This window comes from Streptomyces sp. NPDC044063, from assembly GCF_056434285.1.
In genome coordinates, this window is record NZ_JBWKFM010000008.1 from 197882 (window position 1) to 212495 (window position 14614).

Below are 14614 nucleotides of genomic sequence, written 5' to 3' on the forward strand. Positions count from 1 at the left end.
CCGCCGCAGCGACGCGGAGAGTTATCGCGCTCTGTTGACTGCCGTCACCAACTCGCTACGCTGACAGCGGATTCGTATCGCTGGCAAGACCCCCGTTCACCTCCATCTTCTTCTCGGCGCGAGGGGGCGCATCCGCGATGGAGCTCAACCCGTCGGCTCACGCCGACACCTTTGCCCGCGACCACCTCCCGCCCGCCGAGCAGTGGCCGGACCTCCGCTTCGACCTCGCGGGGCCGGACGCGCTGTCCTATCCGGACCGCCTCAACTGCGGTGCGGAGCTGCTGGACGCGACGGTGGCCCGGCTGGGCCCGGACCGGCCGGCGGTGCGGGACGCGTCGGGGCTCGTGTGGTCGTACGGCGAACTCGCCGCCCATGTCGCCCGGATCGCCCATGTGCTCACCGAGGACCTGGGGGTGCGACCGGGCGAGCGCGTGCTGCTGCGCGGTCCCACCACCCCCTGGCTGGCGGCCTGCTGGCTCGCGGTGATGAGGGCGGGGGCCGTGGCCGTGACCGTCCTCGCCGCCCAGCGCCGGCACGAACTCGCCACCATCTGCCGCCTGGCACGCGTCCGGTACGCGCTGTGCGACACCCGATCGGCCGACGACCTGCTCGCCGCGAAGGTGCCACACTTACGGATTGCGCTGTACGACGGCGCGGGAGGCGGCACGGGACCCGACGACCTTCTGCGGCTGGCGGCAAATAAACCCACATCCTATGTGGCGTGCGACACTTCCGCCGACGACGTCGCCCTCATCGCCTTCACCTCCGGCACCACCGGCAGCCCCAAGGGCTGCGCCCACTTCCACCGCGACGTCCTCGCCATCGCCGACACCTTCTCCGCCCGCGTACTGCGCCCCCGGCCCGACGACGTCTTCGCGGGCAGCCCGCCCCTCGGCTTCACCTTCGGCCTCGGCGGCCTCGTCGTCTTCCCCCTCCGCGCGGGCGCCCAGACCCTGCTCGCCGACTGGGGCGGCCCCGAGCGCCTGCTCGCCGACGTCCAACGCCACCGCGTCAGCGTGCTGTTCACCGCCCCCACCGCCTACCGCGCCATGCTCGGCCGGCTCGGCGCGTACGACGTCTCCTCGCTGCGCCGCTGCGTCTCGGCGGGCGAGCACCTGCCGGCCGACCTCTGGCACGACTGGCACCGCGCCACCGGCCTGCGCGTCATCAACGGCATCGGGGCCACCGAGATGCTGCACATCTTCATCTCCGCCGCCGACGACCTCATACGCCCCGGCACCACCGGGCTCCCCGTCCCCGGCTACGAGGCACGCGTCGTGGACGCGGCCGGGCACCCCGTGCCCGACGGCGAGCCGGGGCTGCTCGCCGTACGCGGCCCCACCGGCTGCCGCTACCTGGCCGACGAGCGCCAGAGGCGGTACGTGCGCGACGGCTGGAACCTCACCGGCGACACCTACGTCCGCGAGCCGGACGGCCACTTCCGCTACGTGGCCCGCGCCGACGACATGATCGTCTCGGCGGGCTACAACATCGCGGGACCCGAGGTCGAGGAGGCCCTCCTGCGCCACCCCGACGTCGTGGAGGCGGCCGTCACCGGAAGACCGGACGACCGGCGCGGCCAGATCGTCGTCGCCCACGTGGTGCTGCGGCCGGGTGTACCGCGCACCGAGGAAACCGTCGCGGCGCTGCGGGAGTTCACCAAAAAGGAGATCGTGCCGTACAAGTGCCCTCGCGAGATCGAGTTCCTCGACGCCCTCCCCCGCACGCCCACCGGCAAACTGCAGCGATTCCGGCTGCGCACGGGCGCTTTACAGTTTCCCCGTGACTGACCACCAGCAACCGCTCCACACCCCTCGGTCCCTCATCGTCACCTTCTACGGCGCGTACGGACGCGGGAGTGCCGAGGCCCCCGCCGGGCCCGTGCCGATCGCGGCCCTGATCCGGCTGCTGGGCGCGGTGGGCGTGGACTCGCCGTCGGTGCGGTCGGCCGTCTCCCGGCTCAAGCGGCGCGGGCTGCTCGTCGCCGGCCGCTCGGCGGACGGGGCGGCGGGCTACGGGCTGTCGGACGCCGCGCGGCAACTGCTCGACGACGGCGACCGGCGCATCTACGGCCGCCCCACGGCACGGCCCGGCCAGGGCTGGCTGATGGCCGTCTTCTCGGTGCCCGAACACGAGCGGCACAAGCGGCACCTGCTCCGCTCACGGCTGTCCCGGCTGGGCTTCGGCACGGCGGCGCCGGGCGTGTGGATCGCCCCGGCGCATGTGCAGGAGGAGACCCGGCACACCCTGGAACGCCTCCACCTGGTCTCCTACGTCGACCTGTTCAAGGGCTCCCACCTGGGCTTCGAGCCCACCGCCGAGGCCGTGGCCCGCTGGTGGGACCTGGACGCGCTGGCCCGCCAGCACCGGGCGTTCCTCGACACCCACGAACCCGTCCTCCACCGCTGGTCACGCCGCCGGCCCGTACCGGCCGAGGCCGCCTACCGCGACTACCTGCTGGCCCTGGACTCCTGGCGGCGCCTGCCGTACGCCGACCCGGGCCTGCCGGCGGCACTGCTTCCGGCCGACTGGCCGGGCGGGCGGGCGGCCCGGGTCTTCACCGCCCTCCACACCCGGCTGCGCGACGCCGGGGCACGCTTCGTGGCGACGGAGCTGGTCTGATCCCGGGCGGGACCTAAACACTGCGGCCCGTCGGCGGTTTGCGGCTGCCCGCGCGGTAGGGCGCGGGCCAGGGCGCGCCGGGGCCGGTGTAGCCCTGGTCGGCGGCCGCGTGGAGGGTCCAGTTCGGGTCGTAGAGGTGCGGGCGGGCCAGGGCGCACAGGTCGGTACGGCCCGCCAGGATCAGCGAGTTGACGTCGTCCCACGAGGAGATGGCGCCGACGGCGATGACGGGGACGCCCACCTCGTGCCGGATGCGGTCGGCGAACGGCACCTGGTACGAGCGTCCGTAGGCGGGCCGCTCGTGGGGGACGACCTGGCCGGTGGACACGTCGACGGCGTCGGCGCCGTGCTCGGCGAAGGCGCGCGCGACGACGACGGCCTCGTCGGCGCCGTTGCCGCCGTCCGCCCAGTCGGTGGCGGAGATGCGTACGGTCATCGGCTTGTGGGCGGGCCAGACGGCGCGGACGGCGTCGAAGACCTCCAGGGGGTAGCGCAGGCGGCCGGCCAGGTCGCCGCCGTAGGCGTCGTCGCGGTGGTTGGTGAGCGGCGACAGGAAGCCGGAGAGCAGGTAGCCGTGCGCGCAGTGCAGTTCGAGGAGGTCGAAGCCGGCGCGGTCGGCGGCCTCGGCGGAGCGGGTGAAGTCGTCGCGGATCGCGGCGAGCCCGGCGGCGTTCAGGGCCTTTGGCGTCTGGCTGACGCCGGGCAGGTAGGGCAGGGGTGAGGCGGCGACCAGGGGCCAGTTGCCGTCGGGCAGCGGCTGGTCGATGCCCTCCCACATGAGGCGGGTGGAGCCCTTGCGGCCGGAGTGGCCGAGCTGGACGCCGATGGCGGTGCCGGGGGCCCGTTCGTGGACGAAGCCGGTGATCCGGCGCCAGGCCTCCTCGTGACCGGGCGCGTACAGGCCGGCGCAGCCGGGGGTGATGCGGCCCCGGTCGCTGACGCAGACCATCTCGGTCATCACGAGCCCGGCGCCGCCGAGGGCGCGGGCGCCGAGGTGGACGAGGTGGAAGTCGCCGGGGGTGCCGTCGGTGGCGGCGTACATGTCCATCGGGGAGACCACGACGCGGTTGCGCAGGGTCAGGCCGCGCAGCCGGAAGGGGGTGAACATGGGGGGCGTGCCGGGTGGGACGCCCGCCTCGGCCTCGACGGCGGCGACGAAGCCGGCGTCGCGCAGGCGGAGGTTGTCGTGGGTGACGCGGCGGCTGCGGGTGAGCAGGTCGAAGGCGAAACGGTACGGCGGGCGGTCGACGTGGCCCGCCAGGCCCTCGAACCACTCCAGGCTGGCGCGGGCCGCCCGCTGGGTGGACTCGACGACCGGGCGGCGCAGCTCCTCGTAGGTACGCAGGGCGCGGGGCAGGTCCGGGTCGTCGCGCAGGCAGTCGGCCAGGGCGAGGGCGTCCTCGACGGCGAGCTTGGTGCCCGAGCCGATGGAGAAGTGCGCGGTGTGCGCGGCGTCGCCGAGGAGCACCGTGGTCCCGTGCGACCAGCGTTCGTTGACGACGGTACGGAACGCGGTCCACGCCGAGCGGTTGGAGCGCAGCGGGTGGCCGTCGAGGAAGTCGCCGAAGTATTTCGCGCACCGCTCGGCGGTCTCCTTCTCGCCGCCGCGGTCGAAGCCGGCGCGGCGCCACACGTCCTCGCGCATCTCGACGATGACGGTGCACGCGCCGGCCCCGTAGGGGTAGGCGTGCAGCTGCATCACGCCGTGCTCGGTCTCGGCGATCTCGAAGCGGAAGGCGTCGAGGGGGAGGTCGGCGGCGAGCCAGATGTAACGGCAGCGGTGGGTGGTGAGGACGGGCCGGAAGGCGTCGCGATGGCCGTCGCGGGTGCGGCTGTGCACGCCGTCGGCGGCGACGACGAGGTCGTGGGCGCCGGCGAGTTCGGCGGCGGGCGGTGCCTCCGTACGGAAGCGGAGCCGGACGCCGAGGGAGCGGCAGCGTTCGTGGAGGAGGGCGAGGAGCCGGTGGCGGCCGAGGGCGGCGAAGCCGTGGCCGCCGGAGCGCAGGGTGGTGCCGCGGTGGACGACGTCGATGTCGTCCCAGCGGACCAGCTCGCGCCGCAGCGCGGCGTGGACCTCGGGGTCGGCCGTCGCGATGCCGCCGAGGGTCTCGTCGGAGAGGACGACGCCGAAACCGAAGGTGTCGTCGGGGGCGTTGCGCTCCCAGAGGGTGACCTCGCGGGCGGGGTCGTGGCGTTTGAGGAGCGCGGCGGCGTAGAGGCCGCCGGGGCCGCCGCCGATGACGGCGACCCGGCGGAGCGTGGTGGCGGGGGCGGGGGCGGCTGCGGTCATCGTCCCTGCCACCTGGGGGGCCGCCGGGCGGTGAAGGCCGCGTGGAACTCGGCGTAGTCGGCGCTGTTCATGAGCAGGGCCTGGGTGGCGGCGTCGAGTTCGACGGCCGCCGCGAGCGGCATGTCGAGCTCGGCGGTGAGCAGGGCCTTGGTCTGGGCGTGGGCGAGCGCCGGGCCGTCGGCGAGCCGGCGGGCGAGCTCGCTCGCGGCGGCCGGCGCTCCGCCCTCCTCGGTCAACCGGCTGATCAGGCCGATGCGTTCGGCCTCGGCCGCGGGGACGGGATCGCCGAGCATGAGCAGCCGGGTGGCGTGCCCGAGGCCGACGACGCGCGGCAGGAGGTAGGCGGCGCCCATGTCGCCGCCGGACAGGCCGACCCGGGTGAAGAGGAAGGCGAAGCGCGCGGTGGGGTCGGCGACGCGGAAGTCGGCGGCGAGCGCGAGGACGGCGCCGGCGCCCGCCGCGACCCCGTGTACGGCGGCGATCACGGGGAACGGGCACTCGCGGAGCGCGCGGACCACCTGGCCGGTCATGCGGTTGAAGTCCAGCAACCGGCCGGTGTCCATGGCCAGGGTGGCGCCGATGATCTCGTCGACGTCGCCGCCGGAGCAGAAGCCGCGGCCCTCGCCGCCGAGCACCAGGGCCCGTACGGAGCCGTCGCGGGCCAGCTCGGGCAGCAGGTCGCGCAGGTCGGCGTAGGCGCCGAAGGTGAGGGCGTTGAGCTTGCCGGGGCGGTCGAGGGTGACGGTGGCGACGCCGGAGTCGAGGGTCAGGCGCAGGTGCCGCCAGGTCTCGGTGCGGTTCGCGGAGCCGGTGAAGGGACTCATGGAGCACGGCCTCCTACGGCGGGAGGGTCTGGTGCCTGCCCCGTGAAGCTATCACCGTTGCGTGACTGTCGTCACGAGTACGCGATACCGGCATCGCGATACCGGCATCTTCCCTCGGCACGGCGAAGGGGCGGCGGGCCGTGAGCCCGCCGCCCCTTCGCCGCCGGTGGTCGCCGGGGCGTCGCCGGGGGCGTCGCCGGGGGCGTCGCCGCTACTGCCGGCCCCAGCCCGCCAGGGTCGCCACCAGCACGGCCTTGATGGTGTGCATCCGGTTCTCGGCCTCGTCGAAGACGACGGAGTGCGCCGACTCGAAGACCTCGTCGGTGACCTCCAGCGAGGTCAGGCCGTGGCGCTCGTAGATCTCCCGGGCGACCGTGGTGCCCAGGTCGTGGAAGGCCGGCAGGCAGTGGAGGAATTTCACGGCGGGGTTGCCGGTGGCGCGCAGCACGTCCATGGTCACGGCGTAGGGGGAGAGCAGGGCGATACGGGCGTCCCAGACCTCCTTGGGCTCCCCCATCGACACCCAGACGTCCGTGGCGACGAAGTCCGCGCCGCGCACGCCCTCGGTCACGTCGGCGGTGAGGGTGATCCGGGCGCCGCTGTCCTCGGCGAGCCGCTTGGCCCGTTCGATCACCTCGGCCGCCGGCCAGAGCTCCTCGGGGGCCACGATGCGCACGTCCATGCCGAGGAGGGCGCCGGTGATCAGGTAGGAGTTGCCCATGTTGTACCGGGCGTCGCCCAGATAGGCGTAGGCGACCTTCTCCAGCGGCTTGGAGGTGTGCTCGGTCATGGTGAGCACGTCGGCCAGCATCTGGGTGGGGTGCCACTCGTCGGTCAGGCCGTTGTAGACGGGCACGTCGGCGTAGGCGGCGAGCTCCTCGACGATGTGCTGGCCATGGCCGCGGTACTGGATGGCATCGAACATCCGGCCGAGCACCCGGGCGGTGTCGCGGACCGACTCCTTGTGACCGACCTGGGAGCCGGCGGGGTCGAGGTAGGTCGTCCGGGCGCCCTGGTCGGCCGCGGCGACCTCGAAGGCGCAGCGGGTGCGGGTGGAGGTCTTCTCGAAGACGAGCGCGATGTGGCGCCCCCGCAGCCGGGGCTCCTCGACACCCGTACGCTTGGCGGCCTTCAGCTCGGCGGCCAGTTCGACCAGCCCGCGGAACTCCTCGGCGGTGAGATCCGTCTCCTTGAGGAAGTGGCGGCCTGTGAGGTCCGTCGCCATGGGGGGCTCCTACGTCGTCAACACTGCGGGACAGCTGCAACTATATACGTTAATCAACATTATTATGCGGACCCTCCTTGTGGCTAGGCACCTGGTACGGGGTCCCGCTCGACCGGACAGCTCATGCAGCGCGGCCCGCCCCTGCCGCGCCCCAGCTCGCTGCCCGGAATGGTGATGACCTCGATCCCGTGCTTACGGAGGAAAGTATTCGTCGTCGCGTTCCGCTCGTACGCGACCACCACGCCCGGCTCTATCGCCAGCACGTTGCACCCGTCGTCCCACTGCTCGCGCTCGGCCGCGTGGACGTCCTGCCGGGCGGTCAGCACCCTGATCGAGTCCAGGCCCAGCGCGGCGGCGATCGCCCGGTGCATGTGCTCCGGCGGATGGTCGGTGACCTTGAGCTCGCCTCCGCCCTCGCCCTCACCGGTCCCGGGCTCGATGGTGTACGAGCGGAGCATGCCCAGGCCCGCGTACTGGGTGAAGGTGTCGCCGTCGACCATCGTCATGACGGTGTCCAGGTGCATGAACGCCCGGCCCTTGGGCATGTCCAGCGCCACGATCGTCCGGGCGGAGCCGGCGGCGAACAGCCCGCGCGCCAGCATCTCCACGGCCTGCGGGGTGGTGCGCTCGCTCATCCCGATCAGCACCGCGCCCCGGCCGATGACCAGCACGTCGCCGCCCTCGATCGTCGAGGGATAGGCCGCCTGCCCCTCGCTCCAGAAGTGGAAGCCGCCCTGCGCGAACATCGGGTGGTGCCGGTAGACGGCCTCGTAGTGCACCGTCTCGTGCCAACGGGCGGGCCAGCGCATCGCGTTGACGCTCACCCCGTCGTAGATCCAGGCGGAGGTGTCCCGGGTGAAGAGGTGGTTGGGCAGCGGCTTGATCAGGAAGTCGTCCAGGTCCATGACGTGGAAGCGGACCGAGACCGGCTCCGCGTACCCCGCCAGGAACTCGCGCTTCGTCATACCGCCGACCAGCAGGGAGGCCAGCTCCGGCACCGGCATCCGGTCGAACGCGGCTCTCAGATGGCCGGTGGCCAGCGGCCCGTACTCCTTCTCGTCGAACACCCGGTCAAGCACCAGCGCCCGCGCGGCCGGCACCCGGAGGCTCTCCTCCAGCAGGTCCTGGAAGAGGTGCACCTCCACACCGCGCTCGCGCAGCACGTCGGCGAACCCGTCGTGCTCGGCGCGGGCGCGGCGCACCCACAGCACGTCGTCGAAGAGCAGAGCGTCCTTGTTGGACGGTGTGAGCCGCTTCAGCTCCAGGTCGGGGCGGTGGAGGATGACACGGCGCAGCCGCCCGGCCTCGGAATCGACATGGAATCCCATCCCCCCATCCTCACCTGAACGTGCCGTGATCACTCGGCACGCGCGGCACGGAGTGCCGGACGGTGGTGCCGGAGGGGCCGGACGGCCCCGCCGGCACCACCCGACAGCCCTACAGCCGCGGGTCGACCGGCTCGGACTCCAGGGCCAGGGTCGCGAAGACGGCCTCGTGGACGCGCCACAGCGGCTCGCCCTCCGCCAGCCGGTCCAGGGCCTCCAGGCCGAGCGCGTACTCGCGCAGGGCGAGGGAGCGCTTGTGGCCGAGGTGGCGCACCCGCAGCCGGGCGAGGTTGTCCGGGCGGGTGTACTCCGGGCCGTAGACCACGCGCAGATACTCCCGGCCGCGGCACTTGACGCCCGGCTGGACGAGCCGGCCGTCGGGCCTGCGGACCAGGGCCGCGAGCGGCTTGACGACCATGCCCTCGCCGCCCTCCCCGGTCAGCTCCAGCCACCACCGGACGCCCTCGGCGACGGAGGCCTCGTCCCCGGTGTCGACGACCAGGCGCCGGGTGGGGGCGAGCAGGCCCGAGCCGCCGCCGTCCGCCGCGACCACGCGGTCGATCAGGGCCAGCTGCTCGTCGTGCGGGAGCGCGGCGAGGCTGCGCCCCTGGACGGCCAGGATCTGGAACGGGGCGAGCCGCACCCCGGCCACCGGGTCGCTCTCACCACCCTCGGCGCCCTCGGCGCCCTCGCCGACGGGCCAGCAGTACCGGCCGTACGCCTCGGTGAAGGCCTCCGCGTCGGCGGCGCGCTCGCGCTGCCGGGCGAGCAGGGCGGAGACGTCCACACCGCGGGCCGCGGCGGACTCCAGCGCCGCGAGGGCCGCCGGGAAGGCCGTACGGGAGGCGGCGCCGACGGCCGCGTACTGCTCCCGCAGCAGCCCGGCCGCCTTCAGCGACCACGGCATCAGCTCGGCGTCCAGCAACAGCCAGTCCGTGCCGAACTCCTCCCACAGCCCGGCCTCGCCGACGGCCCGGCCCAGCCGCCCGAGGACCCGCGCGGTCAGGTCGGCGTCGTCGAAGAACGGCCGTCCCGTCCGGGTGTACACCGCGCCGGGCGCGCCGTCGGCGACCGCGAAGCGCGCGCGGGCGACGTCGGCGTCCCGGCAGACGAGGACCACCGCGCGGGAGCCCATGTGCTTCTCCTCGCAGATCACCCGGCGCACGCCGTCCGCCCGGTAGGCGGCGAAGGCCTCGGCCGGGTGCTCCAGGTAGCCCTCCTCGGCGGAGGTGGCGCAGGGGGCCATGGTCGGCGGGAGGTAGACGATCTGCCGGGGGTCGGCGGCGAAGCGGCTCATGACCTCCAGGGCCGCGGCGGCGTTCTCCTCCTTGACCGCGACCCGGCCCAGGTGGCGGGTCTCCACGACCCGGCGGCCGGTGACGTCCGTCAGGTCGAGCGGGCGGCCGTCGGCGCCGCCGGGCGCCTCGGAGGCCAGCGGCCGCGTGGGCTCGTACCAGACGCGCTCGGCCGGAACGTCCACCAGCTCGCGCTCGGGCCAGCGCAGGGCCGTCAGCTTGCCGCCGAAGACGGCGCCGGTGTCCAGGCAGATGGTGTTGTTCAGCCAGGTGGCCGTCGGGGTGGGGGTGTGGCCGTAGACCACGGCGGCGCGGCCCCGGTAGTCCTCCGCCCACGGGTAGCGCACCGGCAGACCGAACTCGTCGGTCTCGCCGGTCGTGTCGCCGAAGAGCGCGTGCGAGCGGACCCGGCCGGAGTTGCGGCCGTGGTACTTCTCGGGCAGACCGGCGTGGCAGACGACCAGCTTCCCGCCGTCGAGGACGTAGTGGCTGACCAGCGAGCGGATGAACTCGCGCGTCCGCTCGCGGAACTCCGGGTCCTCGCGCTCCAGCTGTTCGACGGTCTCGACGATGCCGTGCGCCATGGTGACCTGGTGACCGGCGAGGTGGCGGGAGAGCTTGTGCTCGTGGTTGCCGGGGACGCACAGGGCGTGCCCGGCGGCGACCATGCCCATGGCCAGGCGCAGCACGCCGGGGCTGTCGGGGCCGCGGTCGACGAGGTCGCCGACGAGGACGACGGTGCGGCCTTCGGGGTGCGTGGCGTCGACGGGCCGGCCGGCCGCGTCGCGGACGAGGACGTAGCCGAGCGCGGTGAGGAGGCTCTCCAGCTCCGAGCGGCAGCCGTGGATGTCGCCGATGATGTCGAAGGGGCCCCTAAGGTGGCGCAGGTCGTTGTACCGGCGCTCGCGTACGATCTCCACGGCCTCCACCTGGGCGGTGCCGCGCAGGACATGCACCGTGCGGAAGCCCTCGCGCTCCAGGTTCTTGAGGGAGCGGCGCAGTTCGCGCTGGTGGCGCTGGATCACGCGGCGGGCGACACCGGCCCGCTCGGGACGGGAGGCGTTGCGCTCGGCGCAGACGTCCTCGGGGACGTCCAGGACGACGGCGACGGGCAGCACGTCGTACTCGCGGGCCAGCGCGACGAGCTCCTTGCGGGCCTCGGGCTGGACGTTGGTGGCGTCGACGACCGTCAGTCGGCCCGCCGCCAGCCGCTTGCCGACGATGTAGTGGAGGACCTCGAAGGCGTCCTTACTGGCCGCCTGGTCGTTCTCGTCGTCGCTGACCAGGGCCCGGCAGACGTCGGAGGAGACGGTCTCGGTCGGCTTGAAGTGGCGTGCGGCGAAGGTGGACTTGCCGGAGCCGGTGGCGCCGACGAGGACCACGAGGCACAGGTCGGGCACGGCGAGGGGCGTGCACGCGGTGGTGCTGCCGGTGGCGGTCATGCGGCCTGCGCCTCCTTCGTGGTCTCGTTCGGGGTCTCGTCCGTGGTGGTCGTGGTGGTGGTCCGGCGCCGGGGGTCGGAGTCGAGCTTGCGGAAGACGGCCATCTGGGTCGGCGGGCCCACCTCGGGGTCGTCGGGTCCCACGGGCACGAAGCCGACCTCGTACCAGTGCTGCTCGGCGACCTTGGCGGCCCAGGCGCGGAACTCCTCCCGGGTCCACTCGAAGCGGTGGTCGCCATGGCGGACCCGGCCGGGGGGCAGCGACTCCCAGCGGACGTTGTACTCCGCGTTGGGGGTGGTCACCACGACCGTGCCCGGCCGGGCCGCGGCGAAGACCGCGTGCTCCAGGGCGGGCAGCCGCGGCGGGTCCACATGCTCGACGACCTCGCTGAGCACGGCGGCGTCGTACCCCGCCAGGCGGCGGTCGGTGTACGCGAGGGAGCCCTGGAGCAGGGCCACGCGGGCGGCCTGGCGCTCGGTCATCCGCTCCAGCCGCAGCCGGCGCGCGGCCTCGCGCAGAGCCCGCGCCGACACGTCGACGCCGACGACCTCGGTGAAGCGCGTGTCCTTGAGCAGCTCGCCCACCAGCTGCCCCTGGCCGCAGCCGAGGTCGAGCACGCGGGCGGCCCCGGACCGGCGCAGGACGCCCAGGATCGCCAGGCGGCGCTGGACGGCCAGCGGCACGGGCCGCTCGGCGGTGTCCTCGCGCTCGTCCACGGCGTTGTCGAGCTCCTCGGCCTCGGTGTCGTCGGACTCGGCGAGGCGGGCGAGGGCCAGCCGGTCGAGCGCGTCGCGGGTCAGGCCCCGGTCGCGGGCGAGGTAGCGGCCGGCGATCAGGCGCTGCTCCGGGTGGCCCTCCAGCCAGCCCTCGCCGGCCCGCAGCAGCTTCTCGACCTCGTCGGGCGTGACCCAGTAGTGCTTGGCGTCGTCGAGCACGGGCAGCAGGACGTACAGGTGCCGCAGGGCGTCGGCCAGCCGCAGCTCGCCGTCGAGCGTCAGCGAGACATACCGCGAGTCGCCCCACTCGGGGAACCGCTCGTCCAGCGCCACCGGCCGGGCCGTCACCGTCCAGCCCAGCGGCGCGAACAGCCGCTCCACCAGGGCGGCTCCGCCCCGCGCCGGCAGCACCGGAACCTCGACGCGCAGCGGCAGGGCGAGCTCCGGCAGCTCCGGCCGGGCCTCGCACCGGCCCTTCAGCGCGCTGGAGAAGACCCCGCCGATGGCCACGGCCAGCAGTGAGGAGGCGGCGTACGGGCGGTCGTTGACGTACTGGGCCAGGGCGGAGTCCGGTGTGCCGCCGCGCCCCCGGTCCTTCCCCCGGCGCACCAGCGCCACGGGGTCGACCTCCAGCAGCAGGGCCGCCGTGCACCGCTCCTCGCTCGCCTCCGGGTAGAGCACATGGGCCGTGCCGTAGGAGGTGGAGAACCGCTGCGCCTTCTCCGGATGCTTGTGCAGGAGGAAGCCGAGGTCGGTCGCGGGGCGCCCGGCGACGCCGGACGTACTGATCGTCAGGAACACACGGCCGATTATCCCCGGCCCGGCGGCCCGCTTCCTATCGCTTTTCCCCGTCCTCCACCCCCTCGCCCACTCCGTCGTCCGCCCTCTCGCCCTCCACCACCTCCGCCAGCCGCGCGATCGCGTCCGGGCCGACGCGGCAGCAGCCGCCGACCAGGCGGGCGCCGGCGTCGCACCAGGCCCGGGCCCGGCCGGGGTCGAACGTGGGCCGGCCCCGCCACCCGCGGGCCGCCGCGTCCCACCCCTCGCCGCTGTTGGGATAGACGACGACCGGCTTGCCGGTGACGCGCGCGGCCAGGGCGACGGCGTGGTCCACGTCGGCCGGCTCGCAGCAGTTGACCCCCACCGCGACGACCTGCTCGTCGGCGGCGGCCAGGGCGAAGGCCTCGGCCAGCGGCCGGCCCGCCCGCGTCCGGCCGCCCGCCGCGTTGTACGACAGCCAGACGGGCACCCCGCAACCACGCGCCGCCGCGAGCAGGGCACGGGCCTCGTCCACGTCGGGCACCGTCTCCAGGGCGAGCACATCCGGGCCGGCGGCGGCCAGCGCCTCGATCCGGGGGCGGTGGAACCGCTCCAGCTCCGCCACGCTCAGCCCGTACCGGCCGCGGTACTCGCTGCCGTCCGCGAGCATCGCGCCGTAGGGGCCGACGGACGCGGCCACCCACACCGGGCGCTCGGCCCCGGCCGCCGCCGCGCGGGCCAGCTCCACGCTGCGCCGCAGCAGCCCCTCCGTCTCCTCGCGCCCCATGCCGCGCCGGGCGAAGCCCTCGAACGTTGCCTGATAGCTCGCGGTGATGAGGACCCGCGCGCCGGCCCGGACGTAGGCCGCGTGGGCCGCCTCGATCTGCTCGGGCGCGTCGGCCAGCAGGCGGGCCGACCACAAGGCGTCGGACAGATCGCAGCCCTGCGCCGCGAGCTGGTTGGACAGCCCGCCGTCGAGGACGAGCGGGCCGCGCGCGAGGGCGGTGGCGAGCGGGACGGCGGGGGCTGACATGGCGGGGCTCCTCCTCGGTACTCCGGGGTACTCCGGCCCGGTCCTCCGGCCTGCCGGACCACCTCCATCCTCCACGTCCGTCACGCCCGCTCGAACACCCGTCAACCCGCGGCGACCCCGGCATCCCGACTCACTCCGGCCGGGTGAATTCCCCCGCCCGGGCGGGGCCGGGGAGTGGATGCCAGTGTCCGGCACGCCCGGTGATCGTTGGCTCGGGCGGAGCCGGACCGCCCGGCCCACGCACCGGTGTTCGAGGCCGGAGGCGACGATCGCGAAGCCGCCCGCCCGGACCGGGAGGGCGAGGGCCGAGGAGGCCACCATGACTCAGGAAGCCGCGCCCGAAGAGGCAGTGCCCGGCCGGGCCGCTTCCCCGCGGCAGGGCGCGCCCAAGGGCCTGCTGCAGCAGATGGAGGAGCTGATGGCGGCGCTGAACGCCGATCTGACACAGCTCGACGCCGACCTTCAGCAGTCGGGCCAGCAGACCGCCGGCCTGCCCCCGGCCCAGGACGGCACCGGCACGGACTGACGGGACCGAGCGGCTCACGCGGCACCTCCCCGCTCCCGCAGGGCGAGCCGTCTGAGGAGGCCGCCGACGCGGTCGCTCGTCTCGTCGGCGGCGTCGATCGCCTCGATGCACAGCCAGTACACGGTGTCCTCCTCGCAGACGCAGGCGACGCCCACCAGGGCTATGCCCACCTCGCCGAGGAGCTCGCCGAGGGCCGTCAACGCCGCCCAGGGGTCGCGCAGTTCGCTGAGCTGCGCGGCCCGTAACCCCCCGGCGTGCGGCACGAGCCAGCGCAGCGCGCCGGCGGCCCGCCCCCCGGCCTCGCTCAGGGCCCGGGCCGCCGCACGGGCCTCGTACGGTCCCAGGGACGCGAGCCGGGCGCCGACGGCCTCCGCCAGCGCCTGCGCCTGGCGCACCTCGGCGACGATGTCCGGCATCCCCCTTGCCCGCCCCAACGCGTGCCTCGTGATCTCGATCAGCCGCGCTGCGTCCATGGCCGTTCCCCCATGCTTCCCGCTCCACCCACTCGCACTACCCAGAGTGATGACTAACCGCCGGAAACGCCAGGGGAATTCAGA

General features: G+C 74.2%; 11 protein-coding genes. 3 read left to right on the plus strand and 8 right to left on the minus strand.

Annotated features, from left to right (window positions below; all coding sequences use genetic code 11):
- The first annotated feature begins 137 nt into the window (after nucleotides 1-137).
- Together AC07BS_RS13270 and AC07BS_RS13275 are read left to right on the plus strand one after the other, a co-directional pair.
- Nucleotides 138-1790: an AMP-binding protein gene (locus AC07BS_RS13270; RefSeq protein ID WP_478932057.1), complete on the plus strand. Its 1653-nt coding sequence runs from the start codon at nucleotides 138-140 to the stop codon at nucleotides 1788-1790.
- Nucleotides 1783-2622 (plus strand): PaaX family transcriptional regulator, encoded by an 840-nt coding sequence (locus AC07BS_RS13275; RefSeq protein ID WP_478640706.1) that lies wholly within the window; start codon nucleotides 1783-1785, stop codon nucleotides 2620-2622. The genes AC07BS_RS13270 and AC07BS_RS13275 overlap by 8 nt, the downstream gene beginning before the upstream one ends.
- Nucleotides 2623-2635: 13 nt before the next feature.
- Here the strand turns inward: AC07BS_RS13275 and AC07BS_RS13280 are convergent, their stop codons facing one another.
- The 7 genes from AC07BS_RS13280 to mmuM all read right to left on the minus strand — a co-directional run bounded on the left by AC07BS_RS13280 (nucleotide 2636) and on the right by mmuM (nucleotide 13531).
- Nucleotides 2636-4912 carry a bifunctional salicylyl-CoA 5-hydroxylase/oxidoreductase gene (locus tag AC07BS_RS13280; RefSeq protein ID WP_478932059.1) on the minus strand — a complete coding sequence of 759 codons (2277 nt, stop codon included), beginning with the start codon at nucleotides 4910-4912 and terminating at the stop codon, nucleotides 2636-2638.
- A complete protein-coding gene (locus AC07BS_RS13285; RefSeq protein WP_478640712.1) occupies nucleotides 4909-5736 on the minus strand; it encodes an enoyl-CoA hydratase family protein in 828 nt (275 codons plus the stop codon). Before AC07BS_RS13285 ends, AC07BS_RS13280 begins: the two co-directional genes overlap by 4 nt.
- 211 nt (nucleotides 5737-5947) lie before the next feature.
- Entirely contained in the window at nucleotides 5948-6961 is a 1014-nt protein-coding gene (gene argF / locus AC07BS_RS13290) for an ornithine carbamoyltransferase (RefSeq protein ID WP_478640715.1), read from the minus strand.
- A gap of 83 nt (nucleotides 6962-7044) precedes the next feature.
- Nucleotides 7045-8289, minus strand: coding sequence for an arginine deiminase (locus AC07BS_RS13295; protein ID WP_478640718.1), 1245 nt, complete (start codon nucleotides 8287-8289; stop codon nucleotides 7045-7047).
- A gap of 109 nt (nucleotides 8290-8398) precedes the next feature.
- Nucleotides 8399-11023, minus strand: coding sequence for a polynucleotide kinase-phosphatase (locus tag AC07BS_RS13300; protein ID WP_478932062.1), 2625 nt, complete (start codon nucleotides 11021-11023; stop codon nucleotides 8399-8401).
- The gene (locus AC07BS_RS13305) at nucleotides 11020-12540 is read right to left on the minus strand and encodes a 3' terminal RNA ribose 2'-O-methyltransferase Hen1 (RefSeq protein ID WP_478932064.1); all 1521 of its coding nucleotides are present in this window, start codon (nucleotides 12538-12540) and stop codon (nucleotides 11020-11022) included. Before AC07BS_RS13305 ends, AC07BS_RS13300 begins: the two co-directional genes overlap by 4 nt.
- 34 nt (nucleotides 12541-12574) lie before the next feature.
- Nucleotides 12575-13531: a homocysteine S-methyltransferase gene (gene mmuM, locus AC07BS_RS13310; protein WP_478932065.1), complete on the minus strand. Its 957-nt coding sequence runs from the start codon at nucleotides 13529-13531 to the stop codon at nucleotides 12575-12577.
- A gap of 319 nt (nucleotides 13532-13850) precedes the next feature.
- Between mmuM and AC07BS_RS13315 the strand changes: the two genes are divergently transcribed.
- Nucleotides 13851-14057 (plus strand): hypothetical protein, encoded by a 207-nt coding sequence (locus AC07BS_RS13315; RefSeq protein ID WP_478640728.1) that lies wholly within the window; start codon nucleotides 13851-13853, stop codon nucleotides 14055-14057.
- Nucleotides 14058-14071: 14 nt separating this feature from the next.
- Here AC07BS_RS13315 and AC07BS_RS13320 read toward each other — a convergent pair whose 3' ends face one another.
- Complete coding sequence (locus AC07BS_RS13320; protein ID WP_478640730.1) at nucleotides 14072-14530, minus strand: DUF6099 family protein; 459 nt, start codon at nucleotides 14528-14530, stop codon at nucleotides 14072-14074.
- Between the last annotated feature and the right edge of the window lie 84 nt (nucleotides 14531-14614).